The following is a 19,680-nucleotide window of genomic DNA, read 5'->3' as shown; positions in this document are numbered from 1 at the left end:
TGCGGGTCCTTAGAGGAAGTAGAGGCGGTTGAGGGAGACGGACTCGGCGGGCTCGGAGCGCAGCGGGTCACCGTCGAGGGTGACCAGGCCGGTGCGCCGGTCGACGTCGACCGCTCCGGTACGGGAGTTCAGGCGCAGGTCGGCCGGGCCGATGCCCCGGGTGCCGCGCACGGCGACCCTTCTGCGCCGGGTGGGCATCGTGTCGCCCCCCTGGTCCACGGCGGCCTGGGCGACGAAGGCGACGGAGATCTCGGCGGGCGTGGCACCGTGCGCGCCGAACTGCGGGCCCAGCACGAGGGGTTCGCAGGTGTCGGTGGCCGCGTTGGGGTCGCCGGTCACGCCGTACGCCGGGAAGCCGGACTTGAGGACCAGCTGCGGCTTGGCGCCGAAGTACTCCGGGCGCCACAGCACGATGTCGGCGAGCTTGCCGGCCTCGATCGAGCCGACCTCGTGCGCGAGGCCGTGCGCGATCGCGGGGTTGATGGTCAGCTTGGCCATGTAGCGCAGGACGCGGGCGTTGTCGTCGCCCTCCCCGTCGCCCTCCATCGGGCCCAGCTCGGCCTTCATCTTGCCGGCCATGGCGAAGGTGCGGCGGACCGTCTCGCCCGCGCGGCCCATGCCCTGCGCGTCGGAGGAGGTGATGCCGATCGCGCCCAGGTCGTGCAGCACGTCCTCGGCGCCCATCGTGCCGGCCCGGATGCGGTCGCGGGCCATGGCCGCGTCGCCGGGCAGGTCGGTCTTCAGGTCGTGGACGGAGACGATCATGCCGTAGTGCTCGGCGACCGCGTCCCGGCCGAAGGGCAGGGTGGGGTTGGTGGAGGAGCCGATGACGTTCGGGACACCTGCCATCTTCAGCACGTTGGGCACGTGTCCGCCGCCACAGCCCTCGATGTGGAAGGCGTGGATGGTGCGCCCTTCGAGGACACGCAGGGTGTCCTCGACCGAGAGGCACTCGTTCAGCCCGTCGCTGTGCAGGGCGACCTGGACGTCGTGCTCCTCGGCGACGCGAAGAGCCGTGTCCAGCGCCCGCGTGTGGGCGCCCATGTCCTCGTGGACCTTGAAGCCGGAGGCGCCGCCCTCCGCGAGGGCTTCGACCAGCGGGGCGCTGTGCGAGGACGAACCCCGGCCCAGGAAGCCGATGTTGACCGGCCAGGCGTCGAAGGCACTGAACGCGTGCTTGAGCGCCCAGGGCGAGTTGACGCCGACGCCCCACACCGGGCCGAACTCCTGCCCGATGACGGTGGTCACGCCGGAGGCGAGGGAGGCCTCCATGATGCGCGGCGACAGCAGATGGACGTGGGTGTCGACGGAACCGGCGGTGGCGATGAGCCCCTCGCCGGACACGATGGACGTACCCGTGCCGACGACGACGTCGACACCGTCCAGGGTGTCCGGGTTCCCGGCCCGCCCGATCGCACAGATGCGCCCCTCGCGGATGCCGATGGACACCTTGCGGATGCCCTGCACCGCGTCGATCACGACGACGTTGCTGATCACGACGTCACAGGTCTCGCGGACGGCGGCGGCCTTCAGGTGCAGCCCGTCACGGGCGGTCTTGCCGAACCCGGCGAGGAACTCGTCACCGTGCTTCTGGGCGTCCGACTCGACCCGGATCACCAGGCCGGAGTCGCCGAGCCGGATGCGGTCGCCGGCGCGGGGGCCGTGCGTGGCCGCATAGGCGTAGGGGTCGATGTGGATCGACTCGTTGATCTCGCGTCCTTTCGAGCGGCTCATCGTTCGCCTCCTTCCGGCGTGATTCCCAGATATCCGCAGGCAGCGGCCCTGCGCAGTGCCTCTTCCTTCGCGCCGGGCGCGTCCAGCGGCCCGTCGACCAGACCGGCGAAGCCGATCGCGATCCGGGCGCCGCCGATCGGGACCAGCCCGATCTCCGCGCTCTCGCCCGGCCCGAACCGCACCGAGGACCCGGCGGGTACGGCGAGCCGCATGCCGTAGGCCTGCTCGCGTACGAAGTCCAGCCGCGGGTTGGCCTCGAAGAAGTGGAAGTGGGAGGTGACGGAGACCGGCACGGTCGCGGTGTTGGTGACCGTGAGCCGGACGGCCGGCTCGGGCTCGGTGTGCTCGGGGCCCGGCAGCAGCGCGCCCGGACCCTCCTCGCCGGCGCCCGCGCCGATGGGGTCGGAGACCACCGCGAGCCGGGAGCCGTCGTCGAAGACGGCCTCGACATGCACCTCGGTGACGACGTCGGCGACGCCCGGCAGCACGTCCTCGGGTCCGAGGACCGACCGGGCCGCCTCGATGGCCTGCGCGAGCCGCCTGCCGTCCCGTGCGGCCTCGCAGACGGTGTCGGCGATCAGCGCGGTGGCTTCGGGCACGTTCAGCCTGAGACCGCGCGCCCGGCGGGCCCGGGCCAGCTCGGCGGCTCCGAAGAGCAGCAGCCGGTCACGCTCCGTGGGGGTCAGTCTCACGACGCGGCACCTCCTTGCCTTCCCTACGTTTGAGCATCACTCTAAACGCACTATTCACGAAACTGAAGCATTGACCTACGGCCTGGGTTCACGTCACATTGAACGTCGCTCAAACTTACAGAGGCGGCCGTCGAAGGAGACCCAGCCATGCCGATCGAACAGCGCGGTGTCGACACCATCCCGGACGAGGAGCGGACCAGCGGTCCACGAGACCTGGTCTCGATCCTGCTCGGCTCCAACCTCTGCCTCGGGGTGATCATCTTCGGCTGGCTGCCGCCGTCCTTCGGGCTCGGCTGGTGGGCGTCGGTGAGCGCGATCGTGGCGGGCACGGTGATCGGCACGCTCTTCACGGCCCCGCTGGCGCTGGTCTCCCTGCGCACCGCGACCAACCTGTCCACCTCCTCCGGCGCCCAGTTCGGTGTCCGGGGCCGGCTGGTCGGCTCGGTCGTCGGCCTGCTGCTGGCTCTCGGCTACACCGCCCTGACCGTGTGGATCGGCGGCGACGTGATGCTGGGCGTGCTCGGCCGGCTGTTCGGGCTGCCCGCGGACGGGTTGTCGTACGCCGCCGTCTACGGGCTGCTCGCGGCGGCGACGGTCGCGGGCGCGGTGTACGGCTACCGGGTACTGCTCGCCATGTCCAAGGTGCTGGCCATCGGCATGACCGCCCTGCTGGTCCTCGGGATCTTCGCCTACGCCCCGCACTTCACGACCTCGGCGCTGCCGGGGGCGGGCGGCTACCTGCTCGGCTCCTTCTGGCCGACCTGGTTCCTGGCGGCGGTGGCGGCAGGCCTGTCCGGCCCGATCGCCTTCATCACCCTGCTCGGCGACTACACCCGCTACATCTCCCCCGCCCGTCACACCGGCCGGCGTGTCCTGCACGCCACCTGGCTGGGCCTGGTCCTGGGCCTGCTGGTGCCGCAGCTGTTCGGCACCTTCACGGCGTACGCGGCCCGCGCGGCCACCGACTACGCCGGTCCCCTGGTGTCCGCCTCCCCCGCCTGGTACCTGGTCCCGCTGCTGCTGTCCGCCACCGCGGGCTCGGTCGGCAACGCCGGCCTGATGCTGTACTCCATGGGCCTGGACCTGGACGCGATCCTGCCCCGCGCCTCCCGCGCCCGCGCCACCTACACGGTCGCCGTCGTCGCCACGGCCTGCGTCTTCGTCGGCCACTACGCCTGGAACGCCCAGTCCGCGATGACGTCCTTCGTGCTCCTGCTCACCGCGATCGGCACCCCGTGGGCGGTCATCACCCTCATCGGTTTCGTCCGCTGCCGCGGCGTGTACGACGCCGACGCCCTGCAGGTCTTCAACCGCCGCTCACGGGGCGGCGTCTACTGGTTCCGGGCGGGCTGGAACATCCGCGCCACGGTCTCCTGGGCGGCCGGCGCGGCGGTCGGCCTGCTGGCGGTGTCCCTGCCGTCGTACGAGGGCCCGCTGCTGCGGCTCACCGGCGGGGTGGACTGCAGCTTCCTGCTGTCGGGGGCGGTCGGGGGGCTGGTGTACCTGCTGCTGACGGTCGGCCGGGAACAGGCGAGGGCCGCCGCGGAACTCGATCACGAGTCCGAGGCGGCCCTGAGCGCGTAGCGCAAAAGGGGGGCGCGGGGCTGTGTCCGATATGCAGCTGCCGCCGCGTGGGCGCGACCAGCCACGACGGCGCAGCAGACGACAGCCGGCCGATCGCGGCAGTCCCCGCCGAACCGTCAGCCGATACGGTGCATCCAGCCGTGCTTGTCCTCAGCAGTACCGCGCTGGATGTCGAGCAGAGCCTGGCGGAGCCGGACCGTGACCTCGCCGGGCTCTCCGCCCGACTGCTTCCACTCGGCGCTTGCGCGCTTCACCGTGCCGACCGGGGTGATCACGGCCGCGGTGCCGCAGGCGAAGACCTCGGTGAGGGTGCCGTTCTCGGCGTCGCGCTGCCACTGCTCGACGGAGACGCGGCCCTCCTCGGACTCGTAGCCGAGGTCACGGGCGACGGCCAGCAGGGAGTCACGGGTGACGCCCTCCAGGATCGAGCCGGTCAGGGTCGGCGTGATGATCTTGTCTCCGTAGACGAAGTACAGGTTCATGCCGCCGAGTTCCTCGACCCACTGGTGCTCGACCGCGTCCAGGTAGCAGACCTGGTCGCAGCCCTTGGCGGCGGCCTCGGCCTGGGCGAGCAGGGAGGCGGCGTAGTTGCCGCCGGTCTTCGCGTCGCCCATGCCGCCGGGGACGGCGCGGACGCGGTCCTCGGAGACCCAGATCGACACCGGCTTCACGCCGCCCGGGAAGTAGGCGCCGGCCGGGGAGGCGATGACGAGGAAGAGGTACTCGTTGGCCGGCTTGACGCCGAGACCGACCTCGGTGGCGATCATGAACGGGCGCAGGTAGAGGGACTCCTCGCCGCCGTGCGCGGGCACCCAGTCCGTGTCCTGCTGGACCAGGGCGTCGCAGGCCTCGATGAACGTCTCGACCGGCAGCTCGGGCATGGCCAGGCGCTTGGCGGAGCGCTGGAAGCGCTTGGCGTTCTGGTCGGGGCGGAACATGGCGACCGAGCCGTCGGGCTGACGGTAGGCCTTCAGGCCCTCGAAGATCTCCTGGGCGTAGTGCAGGACGTTGGTGGCCGGGTCGAGGGGGATCGGCGCGTACGGAACGAGCTGGCCGTCGTGCCAGCCGCGGCCCTCGGTCCACTTGATCGTCACCATGTGGTCGGTGAAGTGTCGGCCGAATCCGGGGCTGGCCAGGATCGCCTCGCGCTCCGCGGCGGCGAGCGGATGGGCGGACGGCTTGAGCTCGATCGTGGGCGTCGTCATGAGTGGGTGTCCTTCACCGGTTGTAGTGGCGGCCGCAGTACACGCCCGCACGACCGGTGGCCAGTGGTAGGACGTCCGAGCATTCCCTCATAGCGCGGCTCCGCGTTCGATTATCGCGCGGGGCTGCGGGTGGAAGGAATCGGGGTGAATGCGGCCCAGGGTTGATGGTGGCACCCGGCGACCGCATAGGAAAAGCCGCCGGGTGCGGATGCGACCCGGCGGCTTGGGCGGGGCGATGGGGGTGCCCCCACGCCCTTCAGGCAATGAGGGAGGGTCAGCCGGCTACTCGTGCGGCGAGCGCGTCGCCGATCTCGGAGGTGGAGCGGGCCGGCTTGCCGGCGCGGTCGGTGAGGTCGGCGGCGACGGCCGTGTCGATGCGGTCGGCCTCGGCGTCGTAGCCGAGGTGGCGCAGCAGCAGGGCGACCGAGAGGACCGTGGCGGTCGGGTCGGCCTTGCCCTGGCCGGCGATGTCCGGGGCCGAGCCGTGGACCGGCTCGAACATGGACGGGAACTCGCGGCTCGGGTTGATGTTGCCGGAGGCGGCGACGCCGATGCCGCCGGAGACGGCCGCGGCGAGGTCGGTGATGATGTCGCCGAAGAGGTTGTCGGTGACGATCACGTCGAACCGCTCGGGCTGGGTCACCAGGAAGATGGTGGCCGCGTCGACGTGGATGTAGTCGGTGGTGACCTCGGGGTACTCCTCGGCCACCTTGTTGAAGATGTTCGTCCACAGGTGCCCGGCGAAGGTCAGCACGTTGTTCTTGTGGACCAGCGTGAGCTTCTTGCGCGGGCGGGCCTGGGCGCGCTCGAAGGCGTCGCGGACCACGCGCTCGACGCCGAAGGCCGTGTTGACGGAGACCTCGGTGGCGACCTCGTGCTCGGTGCCCTTGCGGATCGTGCCGCCGTTGCCCGTGTACGGGCCCTCGGTGCCCTCGCGGACGACGACGAAGTCGATCTCCGGCTGGCCGGCCAGCGGGGTCGCGACACCCGGGAGCAGCTTCGACGGCCGCAGGTTGACGTGGTGGTCGAAGGCGAAGCGGAGCTTGAGCAGGAAGCCGCGCTCGAGCACGCCGGACGGGACCGACGGGTCGCCGATGGCGCCGAGCAGGATGGCCTCGTGCTGCTTCAGCGCGTCGAGGTCGGCGTCGGTGAGGGTCTCACCGGTGGCGTGGTAGCGCTTGGCGCCGAAGTCGTAGTCCTTGGTCTCCAGCTTCACATCCTGCGGCAGGACGGCGGAGAGGACCTTCAGACCCTCGGCCACGACCTCCTGGCCGATGCCGTCACCGGGGATCACTGCGAGATTGATGCTGCGAGACATGTCGGCACCCTACTCCTCGTCCCAGGGGATGACATGCTCTGTCCGTCATACGGACACCCGTACGGGTCGTCGGCGTCACCCCGTCGGCTGGCGTTCACCCCTGCGTGGCACAGGTGTCGGTCCCCGGTGGCATCTTCCCCGACATGGAGACCCCCGACTTCGGCATTCCGCGGCGGCTCGCGGAGCGGATGAGCATGGCCGAACAGTACGAGTACCTGCACACCCGGCTGGTGCGCCGCCGCACCCTGGTGACGGCCGGCGCGGTGGCGGGCGGCCTGCTGACCGGCTGCTCCGGCGGCTCCGGTGCAGCGGGGCACCCGGCCCCGGCCGCCTCGCGGGTGTCCGGCTCGGTGGTCCGCCCCTTCGGCCGCCATCTGGCCTTCGGCGCCGACCCGAAGACGCAGATGCGGGTCTCCTGGCAGGTGCCGTTCGCGGTGAAGCGGCCGTACGTGCGCGTCGGGCTGCGCCCCGACGACCTCGGCCGGCAGGTCGAGGCCGAGGTGCGCAACCTGCACACGCCCGGGCTGCAAGGGGTGCGGCCGGCGGTCGAGCAGTACTACGTGCACGCGGCCCTGGACGGCCTGAGGCCCGGCACGACGTACTACTACGGCATCGGCCACGACGGCTGGGACCCGGCCGCTCCCGCTCACCGGGCCGCCGTCGCCTCCTTCCGTACGGCACCCGCGACCGCGGAGCGCTTCGTCTTCACGGCCTTCGGCGACCAGGGCGTGGGCCAGGCCGCTGACGCGAGCGACCACCTCGTGCAGCGCCAGAACCCCGCCTTCCACCTGCACGCGGGCGACATCTGCTACGCGGACGTCAACGGCGCGGGACAGACCTCGGACGGCTACGACCCGACGTTCTGGGACCAGTTCCTGAAGCAGAACGAGCCGGTCGCCCGGTCGGTGCCGTGGATGGTGACGACCGGCAACCACGACATGGAGGCCTGGTACTCGCCGGACGGCTACGGCGGCCAGCTGGCCCGGTTCTCGCTGCCGGACAGCGGCTTCGACCCGCACGGGACGCCGGGCGCCTACGCCTTCACCTACGGCAACACCGCCTTCGTGGCGCTGGACGCCAACGACGTGTCGTACGAGATCCCCGCCAACTTCGGGCACAGCGGCGGCCGGCAGACCAAGTGGCTGGACGCGACGCTGGGCGAGCTGCGCGCGGCGAAGGGCGTGGACTTCCTGGTCGTCTTCTTCCACCACTGCGCGTACTCCACCTCGCAGCACGCCTCGGACGGCGGGGTGCGGGCGGAGTGGCTGCCCCTGTTCGCCAGGCACCAGGTGGACCTGGTGATCAACGGGCACAACCACGTCTACGAGCGCACGGACGCGATCAAGGACGGACAGGTGGGCCGGGCGGTGCCGGTCGGCGGCTCCACCGACCCCGCGCGGGACGGGATCGTGTACGTCACCGCGGGCGGCGGCGGCCGGGACCTGTATTCCTTCCCCTCCGGCGTCAGGGACAGCTACGAGGGTCACGTCACCCGGCACGACGCGGTGGAGACCTTCCACTGGGCCAAGGACAAGGAGCGGGCGCCGGAGTCGGCCCCGTGGTCCCGGGTGCGGTACACCGGCTTCTCGCTGCTCGCGGTGGAGGCGCGGCCGGGTCCGTCACCGCGGCTCACGGTGTCGGCGCTGGCGCAGGACGGGCGCCGGATCGACCACTTCGAGGTGCGGCGCGGCGGGTGAGACCGCGCCGCACCCCACGGGGTCTCCCCCGCCCGAGCGAAGCCGGGCGGGGGAGGGTGCGGCTCCCGGATCAGTGGCGGCTCAGTGGCCGGTCTCGCCGCCGTTGTCACGGCGGTCGAGGGCGCGCTGGAGGGCGGCTGCGGCGTTCTTGCGGTCGGACTCGCTCGTGCGGGACACGTGGCGGACTCGGCGGCGGATGGTCGTCTCGGCCATGGGAAATCGACTCCTTCGGCAACAACGGAGTGCGGATGAGGGGTTACGAGACGCCGGGGGCGGGGGGCGGGCCGCAGGGGTTGCCTGCTCGGGCCCGGCTCACGACCGCCATTCGCTTGATCGAGCGAGACGTTCGGCTCCTACAAAACTAAGGGAGCAGGCCGCGCCTGTCTGCACAATTACTCGGACTTCCTACTATCTGAGACGGTGGAACGTGTCACACCGCCGTGACCTGCGGCTTCGACGCACGCGGGTGAAGGGAGCGCAGTTCCCGGACGAGCGCCCGAACGGCGGAGGCCGCGGCCAGTTCCGGGGTGGTGACGTAGCCCACCGAGCGGTACGGCCGCTCGGGTCCGAGGTCGGTGACCGCCACGGAGGGCGGGACCGCGGCCAGGGAGAGCGCGGGCATGATCGCCATACCGAGGCCGCTGCTCACCATCGACAGCACCGCCCCGTCGTCCTCGGCGCGCACGGTCGCAGCCGGGATCCAGTCCTGGGCGGCCCACCAGTCGCGGGTGTAGGAGCCGCAGTTCTCCATCCAGTCGACGAGCGGGAGGGTGCGCGGGGCCGGGTGTCCGGCGGGGTGCACCAGGGAGTACGGCTCCTCCAGCAGGACGTCGCCGACCATCCCGGCGGGCACGGGCGAGCCGTCGCCGAGGGTCGCGATCCCTAGATCGGCCCGCCCTTCGGCGACCTCGCCCGCGGTGCCGGGGCCCAGTTCCCGTACGACGGTGACGCTCACCTCGACACCCGGGTGCCGCAGCGCGAGCCGCTCCAGGGCGGGCGGCAGCAGATGCAGGGCCGCGCTGCGGAAGGCGGCGATGCGCAGCGGTCCGGTGATCTCGCCGGTGTCCGCACCCCGGGCGTCGGCGGTCAGTGCCTGGAGCATCCGCAGCACGCGACGCGCGTGGGCCGCCGCCCGCTCCCCCGCGGGCGTCGGCCGGGCACCGAACCGGCCGCGCTCGAAGAGGACGACGCCCAGCTTGCGTTCGATGCCGCGCACTGCGTGGGAGACGGCGGACTGGGTGGCCCCGAGCCGGACGGCCGCGGCCGAGAAGGCGCCCTCCTCGGCCACGGCGACCAGAGTCCTCAGCTCCTGCGGGGCAAGGTCGGCTGCTGTCATCCGGGACTCCCACCTGCTGCCATGAGGGCGGCTCATGGATCGCCGCGTTCCATGAGCCCAACCCTCTGCCCGGCCCCGGCATTCCTGCCTACGGTCGCCTGCCATGACCGAGATCGCGCTCACCGTGCAGCAGACCGCCCGCCCGCCCGGCTTCCCGACCCCCCGCCACTTCCGCTTCGCCGAGTCCCCCGTACCCGAACCGGCCCCCGGCACGGCCCTGCTGGAGAACCTGTACTGGTCCGTGGACCCCTACCACCGCGAAATGATGGACGGCGACTTCGCGTTGAACGCCCCGCTGGAGGGCCGCACCCTCGGCCGGGTCGTCGCCTCCCGCACCCCGGCGCTCCCCGAGGGCGAGATCGTCTTCCACCGGCAGGGCTGGCGCACCCACTCCGTGGTGAGCCCCGAGGAGGTCCGGCGGCTCCCGCACCACCCCGGCGTGCCGCTGTCGGCGTACCTGAGCGTGCTGGGCGGCACGGGCCTGACCGCGTACATCGCCCTGACCCGGATCGCCCGGCTGCGCGAGGGCGACGACGTGTTCGTCTCCGGCGCGGCGGGCGGGGTCGGCACGGCCACGGGCCGCTTCGCCCGGCTGCTGGGCGCGGGCCGGCTGATCGGCAGCGCGGGTTCGGAGGAAAAGGTCAAGTACCTCACGGACCAGGTCGGTTACGACACCGCCTTCGACTACCACGCCGCCCCGGTCCCCGAACTCCTCACCGCGGCCGCCCCCGACGGCATCGACGTCTTCGTCGACAACGTCGGCGGCGACCACCTCGGCGCGGCGATCGGTGCGCTGCGCGAGCGGGGCCGGGTGGTGCGGGTCGGCACGATCAGCCAGTACAACACCCCGGACGCCCCGCCGGTCGTGTTCGACCACGCGGACGTCGTGGAGAAGCGCCTGCGTATCGAGGGCTTCCTGGTGAGCGACTACCGCGACGCGCAGGAGGAGTTGTACGACTTCGCCGTGCCGCACCTGCGCAGCGGGGCGCTCGCGCCGGACGAGACGGTGGTCGACGGGTTCGAGCTGATCGTGGAGGCGTTCCTGCTGATGCTGCGGGGCGGCAACACGGGGAAGATCCTGATCCGCAAGGTCTGATGCAGGCCCTGCCGAACCGTCACACCACGTCCCCGTCACGCCAGTCGAAAACCAGCTCGTGGTCCGGATCGAGCGGGCCGGCGAGGGCGGGCCGCAGATAGACGTCCCCTTCCTCCTCCGGCAGACGGATGATCCCGTCCGGCGAGAGGGCGTGCACGCGCCCGCTCCACTGCTGCCAGCCGCGGGCCGTGTACAGCGGGGCGCCGTCCTCGCTCGCGGAGAGCGCCCCGAGGTCGTAGGCCCGGTCGACGATCCGCTCCAGCGCCCCCATCACCTGCCCGCCCAGTCCGGTCCGGCGTACGTCGGCCCGCACCGCGACGGCCTCCACGTATCCGGCGCGCAGCCAGCGCCCGCGGTGGCGTATCCGCCGCATCACGACGGAGCCGTGCGCGGCGAGCCCGGCACCGTCATGGACCAGGGCGTGCAGGCCACCGAGCCCGTGGTCCCAGTCCTCGTCGGAGAAGCCCCCCTCGAACGCCTCGTCCAGCAGGGCGCGGGCGGCGCGGAGGTCGGCGGGGTCGAGGTCGGCGGTGTGGGCGACGTGCGGTCGGAGGGGCATGAGATCAGGCTAGAGCGCGCCCGCCACCGCTTTCCGGAAACCGTCCGGGTCCTCCGACCACGGCAGGTGGCCCGCGTCCGGGAGGATCACCCGGCGGGCGTGGGGCAGGGCCTCGGCGAGGGAGTCGACGGCGGTGCGGGGGCGGATGTCCCGGGCGCCGTCGACGATCAGCACCGGCACGTCGAGGGCCCGGCAGGCGGTGGCCAGCTCGGGGGTGCCCCAGACCCGCTCGCGTTCCTCGTTGAGCGCCCTGCTGCAGGCATGGTTGATCCCGAACCACGGGTCGGCCATGCGCCCGGCCGGCTCCAGCGCCCGCTCACGGTCCTCGAACTCCACGGACCACTGGAGGACCGCCCGCTCCCGCTCCTCGTCCGCCGTGCGCTCGCTGCGGTCGGTCAGCTCCCGCCAGCGGGAGAGCCGTTCGGGGTGGTCGGCGAGGCGGGTGCGGAAGGTGTGGTGGTATCCGGGGTGCCAGTCGGCGTCCGGACCGATGCCCGTGCCCGAGACGTACACCAGCGCGCTCACCCGGTCCGGATGCGCCAGCGCATGGCTCAGCGCCAGCTGCGCGCCCCAGGAGTGGCCGAGCAGTGCCATCCGCTCCAGCCCGAAGTGCCGTCGTACGGCCTCGAGATCCGCCACGAACCGCTCGCTCGTCCACGGCCCGTCGCAGCGCTCCGAGCGCCCGCAGCCGCGCTGGTCCCAGCGGATCACCGGGGTGACGTCCGCGAGCAGCCCGGCCACCTCGCCGAACATGTCCCACAGGCCCGGCCCGCCGTGGCACAGCACGAGCGGGTCACCCGCGCCGCCCGAGCGCTGCGCCCACAGCCGTACCCCGTCGTCCGCCGTCACCGTCATGGGTCCAGTGTGGCGGACGGGGAGTTGGAAACGGGCCGGGAGGCCTGCTCGGATGTCAGGCTTCCCGGCCCGTAGCTGGGGGGCTGGTCAGCCCATGTGCGGGTACGTGTAGTCGGTCGGCGGGACCAGCGTCTCCTTGATGGCGCGGGTCAGGGTCCAGCGCAGCAGGTTCTGCGGGGCGCCGGCCTTGTCGTTGGTGCCGGAGGCGCGGCCGCCGCCGAAGGGCTGCTGGCCGACGACGGCGCCGGTCGACTTGTCGTTGATGTAGAAGTTGCCGGCCGCGTAGCGGAGCTTCTCCATCGTGTGGGCGGCCGCGGCACGGTCGTTGGAGATGACCGCGCCGGTCAGGGCGTAGTCGGAGACCGACTCCATCTGGGCCAGCATCTCGTCGTACTTGTCGTCCTCGTAGACGTACACACCGAGGACCGGGCCGAAGTACTCCGTCCGGAAGATCTCGTTCTCCGGGTCGGTGGACTCGATGACGGTCGGGCGGACGAAGTAGCCGACCGCGTCGTCGTAGCTGCCGCCCGCGACGATCGAGCAGGTCGGGTCCTCCTTGGCGCGGTCGATGGCGGCCTTGTTCTTGGCGAAGGCACGGTCGTCGATCACGGCGCCGACGAAGTTCGACAGGTCGGTGACGTCACCCATGGTCAGGTAGTCGACCTCGGCCGCGAACTCCTCCTTGAAGCCGGAGTTCCAGATGGAGGCCGGGACGTAGGCGCGGGAGGTCGCGCTGCACTTCTGGCCCTGGTACTCGAAGGCACCGCGGGTCAGGGCGGTCTTCAGGATCGCGCGGTCGGCGCTCGGGTGCGCGACCAGGAAGTCCTTGCCACCGGTCTCGCCGACCAGGCGCGGGTAGGTGCGGTACTTCTCGATGTTGTTGCCGACCGTCTTCCACAGGTACTGGAAGGTCTTGGTCGAGCCGGTGAAGTGGATGCCCGCGAGGTCTCGGTGCTCCAGCGCGACCTTGGAGACCTCGATGCCGTCACCGGTGACGAGGTTGATGACGCCCTTGGGCAGACCGGCCTCCTCCAGGAGCTGCATCAGCAGCACGGCGGCGTGGGTCTGCGTCGGGGACGGCTTCCAGACCACCACGTTGCCCATGAGGGCGGGCGCGGTGGGCAGGTTGCCCGCGATGGCGCTGAAGTTGAACGGCGTGATCGCGTAGACGAAGCCCTCCAGCGGGCGGTGGTCCATGCGGTTCCACACGCCCGGGGAGTTCGCCGGGGGCTGCTCGGCGAGGATCTGGCGCGCGTAGTGGACGTTGAAGCGCCAGAAGTCGACCAGCTCGCAGGGGGTGTCGATCTCGGCCTGCTGGACGGTCTTGGACTGGCCGAGCATGGTGGAGGCGGCGATGGTCTCGCGCCACGGGCCGGCCAGCAGCTCGGCCGCGCGCAGGATGATCGCCGCGCGGTCGTCGAAGGACATGGCGCGCCAGGCCGGCGCGGCGGCCAGGGCCGCGTCGACGGCGTCCTGGGCGTCCTGCTGGGTGGCGTTGCGGAGCGTGCCGATGACGGCCTTGTGGTTGTGCGGCTGCACGACCTGGAACGGCTCGCCGCCGCCCATGCGCTTCTCGCCGCCGATGGTCATCGGCAGGTCGATCGGGTTCTCGGCCAGCTCCTTGAGCCTGGTCTCGAGGCGGGCGCGCTCGGGCGAGCCGGGGGCGTAGCCGTGCACCGGCTCGTTGACGGGGGTGGGGACCTGGGTCACAGCGTCCATGGGTTACCTCTTCCGAGTGATTCCCGGGCTTCAGCCGGGCGTAGCTGAAGCGGTTGCGTATGGTGAGCAGCGGTCAGGGCTTGACCGTCACGCACTCGCCGCGGCGAGTTCGCGAGAAGCCCCTCGAGGGCGGAGTCACGAGATCCGTAACTCCTTTCCGGATCCGGGTCCGGCTCAGCCGGCCACGGGGCGGCGGCTGTCGATTTCCGAGCACTGCTCGGCGACGGACAGCCGCGGCTCATCCAGCGCATCACCCCTTGCTGATCATCGAGCGGACGAAGAACCGCAGGTTGGCCGGCTTCTCCGCGAGACGGCGCATGAAGTAGCCGTACCAGTCGGTGCCGTAGGCGGTGTAGACGCGCATGCGGTGGCCCTCGGCGGCCAGCCGCAGGTGCTCCTCGCCGCGGATGCCGTAGAGCATCTGGAACTCGTACTCGTCCAGTTTGCGCCCGGCCTGGTGCGCCAGCTCCTGGGCGATGGCGATGAGACGCGGGTCGTGGGACCCGATCATCGGGTAGCCCTCGCCCTCCATCAGCGTCTTCAGGATGCGCACGTAGGCCTTGTCGATCTCGTGCTTCTGCTGGTAGGCGACCTCGGCGGGCTCCTTGTAGGCGCCCTTCACGAGGCGGACGCGGCTGCCGGCCGCGGCGAGGCGGCGGGCGTCGGCCTCGGTGCGGAAGAGGTAGGCCTGGATGACGCAGCCGGTCTGCGGGAAGTCCTTCCGCAGCTCCTCGTGGATGGCGAACATCGAGTCCAGGGTGGTGTGGTCCTCGGCGTCGAGCGTGACGGTCGTACCGATGGCGGCGGCGGCCTCGACGACCGGCCGGACGTTGGCGAGGGCCAGCTCGTGGCCGCCCGGAAATGCAGGGGCGGGCCCGGAGAGCCCTCGGTCGAGGGCGGTGGTGGGCGACGGGAGGGACTGTCCGAACATGGACAGCTTGACGGACATCTCGACCTTCTCGCCCAGCTCCAGCTCGCGCAGCCGGTCGATCAGCTCCAGGTAGGCGTCCCGGGCGGCGCCGGCCTGCTCGGGAGTGGTGATGTCCTCGCCGACGACGTCCATCGTCAGCTCCAGGCCCTGGGCCGTCAGGTCCTTGATGATCGGGACGATGTCGGCCACGGTCTCGCCGGGGATGAAGCGGTCGACGACCTGCTTGGTCACGGGGGCCGCCGAGATCAGGCGACGCATCCGGTCGCTGCGCGACGCGGCGAGAATCACGGGACCCAGCACGGGGCACCTCCACAACAAAAGCACCAGAAGACGGCCGACACCCCACGATTCGGGTACGGCACGGAGAACCACCGTGAAACCTAAGGATCTCTCCGATCGTCGGCCATCGACAGCTGTCACGCATCCGTGCCCTGGATCTCAGACAGATGTATGAAGACGGCGCGGAAATGCGCGAGAATGCCCGAGTGGCGGCGGATTACAAAGGTGACTACCAGGAGCTGGTGGACGAGATCTCGGAGCTGCTGGGGGCGCCCGCGACCCTGGAGAACCGGGACTTCGAACTGATCGCCTTCGGGGCGTACGACAGCGAGGGCGACCTGGATCCCTCGGCGCTGGACCCGGTGCGCACCCGCTCGATCCTGACCCGGCGCTCCACGGCGACGGTGCGCACGTGGTTCGAGGGCTTCGGCATCACGCGCGCGACGGGACCGGTGCGGATCCCGCCGACGCCCGAGGCCGGTGTCTACCGCGGCCGCATCTGCCTGCCGGTACGCCATCGAGGTGTCGTCCTCGGCTACGTCTGGCTCCTGGACGACGATCCCGGTCCGACGGACGCGCAGCTGGCCGCCGCCATGGGGGTGACGGTCCGGATCGGAGCGCTGCTCGCGGACGAGGCGCAGGCGGGGGCCGGTCTGAGCCGGGAGCTGCGGGCGGTGCTGACCGCGGAGCGCGGCTGGCAGCGGGACATGGCGGTGGTGGAGCTGCGCACCGCCCTCGGCCCGCGCGCGGACGGCCCCCACACGATGGTCTGTGTCGCTCCCTGGCCCTCCGCGGACCCGGAGGAAGCCCCGTCCCCGCGTACGGTGCCGCACGCCACCGCCCTGTGCACGCTGCCATGGGGGACAACCGGTCAGAGCCTCGCGATCCTGGTGCGGCTGCGCTCGGCGGATGTGCCCGCACCCGCGCTGACGGCGGCCGCACGGCTGCTGAAGGAGGCGGAGGGGACTCGGGGACGCCCGGCCACGGCCGCCGCCGGAGTCGGCGAACCCCGCACCGGCCTCGCCGAGCTGGGCGCCGTCTGGCAGGAGGCCTCCGCCGCCGCGCGGGCCGCGCTGGCCGAGCCGCGGTTCGGGCCCGTCGCCGAGTGGGGGCGCATCGGGCCGTACCGGCTGCTGACCGCGCTGCCCCCGGAGTCCGTCCACGATCCCGTGGTCGGCCCGCTTCTCTCTCCCGCGCACCAGGAGCTGGCCCGCACCGCCGAGGTCTACCTGGACCGCGCGGGTCAGGCCGGCCGCGCCGCCGCCGAGCTGGGCATCCACCGGCAGACCCTCTACTACCGGCTGTCCCGCGTGGAACAGCTGACGGGTCTCGACCTGGACGACGGCGAGGACCGGCTGCTGCTGCACATGGCGCTGAAGGGGGCTCGGCTGTAGGACAGCCGAGCCCCTCAGGGCATCAGCGGCACTGTCCGGACCGGGGACCTTGCACGGTGTTGCCGCTGTGGTCCAGGGCCGGCTCGTTGCCGCCGCAGTACAGCGGGCCGTCGACCTGGTTGCCCTCGAACGCGGGCGTGTCCTCACCGGGCAGCAGCCCGCTGCCGCTGTTGTCGGTGATCCGCACCGCGCCGGTCACCGTGTTCCCGTCGGCCCCGACGCCGCCGGTGTTGGCGTCCAGGGTGAGGGGACCCCGCACGACGTTGCCCGGACAGGCCGTCGCAGCGCCGCCGATCCGCACGAAGCCGCCGCTGCGCCTGACCGTGAGCGGCCCGGCGAGGGTGGACCGGCAGACACTGAGGGCCAGGGCTCCGTCGGCGGTGACGGGTCCGTTGATCCGGGCGTCCGAGACGGCGAGCGAGCCGCCGGGCTGCACGGTGACCTTGCCGTCCTGGCTTCCGCCGGAGGCGATGCAGATCGCCTGGCCGGCGGCGACGGTCAGGACGCCGTGGTGGTCCGTGTCGAGGCAGGGCCGGCTGAACCCGACCGTGAGATCCGCGGGCCTGTCGGTCGTGCTCGGGGTGAAGTCGGGATCGCCGTCGTAGGTCGCGGTGATCGCATGGGAGCCGGGCCGCAGCCCGCTGGTGGTGAAGCGGGCCCGGCCGTTGCCCAGCGGCACGGTCGCCAGCGGGGTCGGGCCGTCGGAGAAGGTCACCGTGCCGCCGGGGGTACCCGTGTTCGCCGGGTCGACGGCTGCGGTGAGGGTGACGGGGTGACCGAACAACGGGGTGGAGGTGTCCGGGGAGAGCGAGACGGAGGTGCCGTAGCGGAAGGAGACGATCGCCTTGCCGGCACCGTGGTTGACGCCTTGCAGGAGCTGGACCCCGGACGCGTCCGGTGTCGCGTAGCTGCTGCCGCCGCCCCCGCCGGCCCCGTACAGGTTGCCGGGGTTTCCGCCGCCGGAGCCGCCTCCGCCGCCGAAGTAACCACCGCCGCCACCACCACCGCCGTTGCCGCCCCGGGCACCGTTGCCGCCGGGGCCTCCGCTGCCGGGGTTGGGCAGACCGGTGTTGGGGTCGGTGTCGCTGCCGACGCCTCCGGGGCCGCCGAGGGCGGAGTTGGGGCTGCCGGTCCCGGGCGCGCTCCGGCCTCCCCCGCCGCCGGCGACGCCGGACCCGTCAGGGCCGCCTCCCTGGCCGCCGTCCTGGCCGGCCGGTCCTCCGCCGTCCCCTCCCCGCAGCAGGGGGCCGCCGTTGCCCGCGCCTCCGCCGCCGCCGGCCACCAGGACCCGGTCCGCCGAGCCGAAGCCGCCCACCCGCACATCGGAGGCGCCGCCGCCGGAACCGCCACCGCCGTGGGCTCCCCCGCCGCCGGATCCGTGGCCGAATCCGCCGGGCCGGGCGAACTCGCCGTGCCGGGAGGTGCCCGGGACGCCGGCGGCTCCCACGGTGATCTGGAGCCGGTCGCCCGCGGTGACGGCCAGCCGTGCCCGGGTCTCACCGCCGAGTCCGCCCGGTGCTCCGGTGTTCGGCGGGTTGGGGGCGACGAAGCCGGCCGCGCCGCCGCCCTCGGCGCCGTACAGGTCGACGGTGAGGGCGCTCACCCCGTCCGGCACGGTGAAGGTGTCCGTACCGGACCCGCTGTACGTGCAGGTGGGCGGGGCGGTGGTGAACAGTCCGCCGGCGCCGCAGGGCGACGCGGCGGCGGAGTCGGCGGGACCGTCCGGTACGGCGGCCCCGGCCGGCAGTGGCGCGAGGACCGCCACGACGAGGCCGGCCGCGCCGAGGGCGGGCAGGAGCTTGGTACGCAGGAGGCTCAACGGGGTTCCCTCTGGGAGGAGTCGGATCGGCGGGGGAGGCGGCGCGGCTCAGACCCCGTCGTCGGCGCAGAGCGCCCAGACGTCGGAGTAGGTGCTCGGCGAGCTGCCGCCGCCGGTGTGCGTGGAGGCGGTCCAGTACGCGGCCGTAGTGGTGCCGTCGCCGACCGGGGCGCCCCCGTGGTCGCTGGGGTAACTGCCGTTGAGGTGGTCGCCGACGGAGCCGGGACCGGTGAAGTCGGTCGTGGTGACGCTGCCTCCGCTGATCGCGGCGCCGCCGCTGACGAGCTTGCCGTCACCCCCGCCGCAGCCGACGGTCACGGTCTGCCCGCTGGTGGCGGCGGTGGGGCCACTGACCTCGCTGTAGCGCACCTTGACGGTGGTACCGCTGATGTCGATGCCGTTGCCGCTGCAGATGGCGTAGGCGTAGGTGGTGTTGTTGCTGTTGCCGCCACCGCCGTTCCAGCCGACCGCACTCCAGGAGTCGGGGTTGGTCTCGCCGTCGGCCGCGGCCTTCTGACCGAAGTCGTGCGCGGAGTTGTTGAAGGTGGGGAAGCTCGCGGTCGGCTTGAGGCTGCCGATACTCGCGGGCGTGCTGCGGGCGCCGCCGCCGAGCAGGCGGGTGTTCGCGGGGCAGGTGGCGGTGACCAGGCCGACCGTCCCGCTCGTGGTCGGGCCGGCGATCTTGTTCATCACCACCTGGGTGTGGTTGATGACGTTGCTGCTGAAGCACAGGGCGTACGGGGTGCTGGAGAAGGAGGCGTTGACCGCTCCCCCGCTGCCGCCGATGCCGAGCCAGTGGGTGACGTCGGTGCCGACCACGCCGGTGGAGCCGGTGTACTCGGTGCTGCCGTCGGGGCTGGGCGAAGTGCCGTTGATCTTGTTGCCGTTGGACGAGGTGCCGGTGCCGATGGCCTGGTCGATGCCGCCGCCGGAGATCAGGCCGCTGGTGCAGGCGGCCTGCGTGGTGATCTCGGAGAAGGTGGCGGCCGGTCCGGCGGTGGCGCCGGGGGTCTTCACCGTGACACCCACGGTGTTGGCGTAGGCGACGCCCGGCACGGCCAGGGCGAGCGCGGCGCCGATGGCGCATGTCTTCGCTGCGGCAAGTCGCCGCACCAGTCTTGTCCTCATCGAGTTCTCCCTCGGTGAAGGCCGCTGCCGCGGCCGAGTGGGAACGCAGGGACGATCGGCGTTGTGGCCGTCGGGTCACGTGCGCTGGGGGCGACGGGTGAACTGCTCACAGATCAGGGCACGGTGGCCACGCGTGGGCCGACTCCGCTCCCCGTACTCGGTGATCTTCTGGATCACTGATGAGTGGTCGCCTACGGGGAGCGCCCGGATGCCGCGGCAGCGGCGTCTCCCAGGTGTTCCGGGCGCCCTCTGTCCGCTTGGAGCATGCGGACTCTAACAGCCGTACAGGCCCGCATCTACGGCTTCCACTCACGGAAATCCCTTGCAGATGCGG

Annotated in this window: 16 protein-coding genes; 4 read left to right on the top strand and 12 right to left on the bottom strand. The window is 72.1% G+C overall.

All coding sequences use genetic code 11. From position 1 onward, the window contains the following. Positions 1–9 precede the first annotated feature (9 nt). Positions 10–1,734 carry an urease subunit alpha gene (locus tag ABZ471_RS01915; protein WP_359061348.1) on the bottom strand — a complete coding sequence of 575 codons (1,725 nt, stop codon included), beginning with the start codon at positions 1,732–1,734 and terminating at the stop codon, positions 10–12. Continuing rightward, positions 1,731–2,426 (bottom strand): urease subunit gamma, encoded by a 696-nt coding sequence (gene ureA / locus ABZ471_RS01910; protein ID WP_359061346.1) that lies wholly within the window; start codon positions 2,424–2,426, stop codon positions 1,731–1,733. The genes ABZ471_RS01915 and ureA overlap by 4 nt, the downstream gene beginning before the upstream one ends. A gap of 147 nt (positions 2,427–2,573) precedes the next feature. Between ureA and ABZ471_RS01905 the strand changes: the two genes are divergently transcribed. After that, the gene (locus tag ABZ471_RS01905) at positions 2,574–4,010 is read left to right on the top strand and encodes a cytosine permease (protein ID WP_359061344.1); all 1,437 of its coding nucleotides are present in this window, start codon (positions 2,574–2,576) and stop codon (positions 4,008–4,010) included. 116 nt (positions 4,011–4,126) lie between these two features. Here ABZ471_RS01905 and ABZ471_RS01900 read toward each other — a convergent pair whose 3' ends face one another. Further along, the gene (locus ABZ471_RS01900; protein ID WP_359061342.1) at positions 4,127–5,215 is read right to left on the bottom strand and encodes a branched-chain amino acid aminotransferase; all 1,089 of its coding nucleotides are present in this window, start codon (positions 5,213–5,215) and stop codon (positions 4,127–4,129) included. 274 nt (positions 5,216–5,489) lie between these two features. Continuing rightward, complete coding sequence (locus ABZ471_RS01895; protein WP_359061340.1) at positions 5,490–6,533, bottom strand: 3-isopropylmalate dehydrogenase; 1,044 nt, start codon at positions 6,531–6,533, stop codon at positions 5,490–5,492. Positions 6,534–6,676: 143 nt separating this feature from the next. Here ABZ471_RS01895 and ABZ471_RS01890 point away from each other — a divergent pair, with 143 nt between their 5' ends. Beyond that, positions 6,677–8,230, top strand: a complete 1,554-nt coding sequence (locus ABZ471_RS01890) for a metallophosphoesterase family protein (protein ID WP_359061338.1) — start codon at positions 6,677–6,679, stop codon at positions 8,228–8,230. Positions 8,231–8,311: 81 nt separating this feature from the next. On the opposite strand, the gene ABZ471_RS01885 is transcribed toward ABZ471_RS01890, so the two are convergent. Both ABZ471_RS01885 and ABZ471_RS01880 read right to left on the bottom strand, forming a co-directional pair. Then, the gene (locus ABZ471_RS01885; RefSeq protein WP_359061336.1) at positions 8,312–8,443 is read right to left on the bottom strand and encodes a hypothetical protein; all 132 of its coding nucleotides are present in this window, start codon (positions 8,441–8,443) and stop codon (positions 8,312–8,314) included. A gap of 217 nt (positions 8,444–8,660) precedes the next feature. Then, on the bottom strand, positions 8,661–9,566 hold the full coding sequence (locus ABZ471_RS01880) for a LysR family transcriptional regulator (RefSeq protein ID WP_359061334.1): 906 nt from the start codon (positions 9,564–9,566) through the stop codon (positions 8,661–8,663). Positions 9,567–9,669: 103 nt separating this feature from the next. Here ABZ471_RS01880 and ABZ471_RS01875 point away from each other — a divergent pair, with 103 nt between their 5' ends. Further along, on the top strand, positions 9,670–10,662 hold the full coding sequence (locus tag ABZ471_RS01875) for an NADP-dependent oxidoreductase (protein ID WP_359061332.1): 993 nt from the start codon (positions 9,670–9,672) through the stop codon (positions 10,660–10,662). Between the two features lie 19 nt (positions 10,663–10,681). Here the strand turns inward: ABZ471_RS01875 and ABZ471_RS01870 are convergent, their stop codons facing one another. From ABZ471_RS01870 to ABZ471_RS01855, 4 genes are all read right to left on the bottom strand, one after another. Beyond that, positions 10,682–11,221, bottom strand: a complete 540-nt coding sequence (locus ABZ471_RS01870) for a GNAT family N-acetyltransferase (RefSeq protein ID WP_359061331.1) — start codon at positions 11,219–11,221, stop codon at positions 10,682–10,684. A gap of 9 nt (positions 11,222–11,230) precedes the next feature. Continuing rightward, on the bottom strand, positions 11,231–12,076 hold the full coding sequence (locus tag ABZ471_RS01865; RefSeq protein ID WP_359061329.1) for an alpha/beta fold hydrolase: 846 nt from the start codon (positions 12,074–12,076) through the stop codon (positions 11,231–11,233). Positions 12,077–12,163: 87 nt separating this feature from the next. Continuing rightward, positions 12,164–13,795: an L-glutamate gamma-semialdehyde dehydrogenase gene (gene pruA, locus ABZ471_RS01860; RefSeq protein ID WP_359061327.1), complete on the bottom strand. Its 1,632-nt coding sequence runs from the start codon at positions 13,793–13,795 to the stop codon at positions 12,164–12,166. 250 nt (positions 13,796–14,045) lie between these two features. Then, positions 14,046–15,026: a proline dehydrogenase family protein gene (locus ABZ471_RS01855; protein WP_359061325.1), complete on the bottom strand. Its 981-nt coding sequence runs from the start codon at positions 15,024–15,026 to the stop codon at positions 14,046–14,048. A 167-nt stretch (positions 15,027–15,193) separates the two neighbouring features. On the opposite strand from ABZ471_RS01855, the gene ABZ471_RS01850 reads away from it, so the two are divergent. Further along, positions 15,194–16,399, top strand: coding sequence for a helix-turn-helix domain-containing protein (locus ABZ471_RS01850; RefSeq protein WP_359061323.1), 1,206 nt, complete (start codon positions 15,194–15,196; stop codon positions 16,397–16,399). A gap of 22 nt (positions 16,400–16,421) precedes the next feature. Here the strand turns inward: ABZ471_RS01850 and ABZ471_RS01845 are convergent, their stop codons facing one another. Continuing rightward, positions 16,422–18,218: an Ig-like domain-containing protein gene (locus tag ABZ471_RS01845; protein WP_359061321.1), complete on the bottom strand. Its 1,797-nt coding sequence runs from the start codon at positions 18,216–18,218 to the stop codon at positions 16,422–16,424. A gap of 48 nt (positions 18,219–18,266) precedes the next feature. Then, positions 18,267–19,346, bottom strand: a complete 1,080-nt coding sequence (locus tag ABZ471_RS01840; protein ID WP_359061319.1) for a hypothetical protein — start codon at positions 19,344–19,346, stop codon at positions 18,267–18,269. Positions 19,347–19,680: the final 334 nt, after the last annotated feature.

The sequence above is a fragment of the Streptomyces sp. NPDC005728 genome (assembly GCF_040630895.1).
Taxonomy (GTDB): Bacteria; Actinomycetota; Actinomycetes; order Streptomycetales; family Streptomycetaceae; genus Streptomyces.
This window is presented reverse-complemented; position numbering and strand designations above follow the sequence as displayed.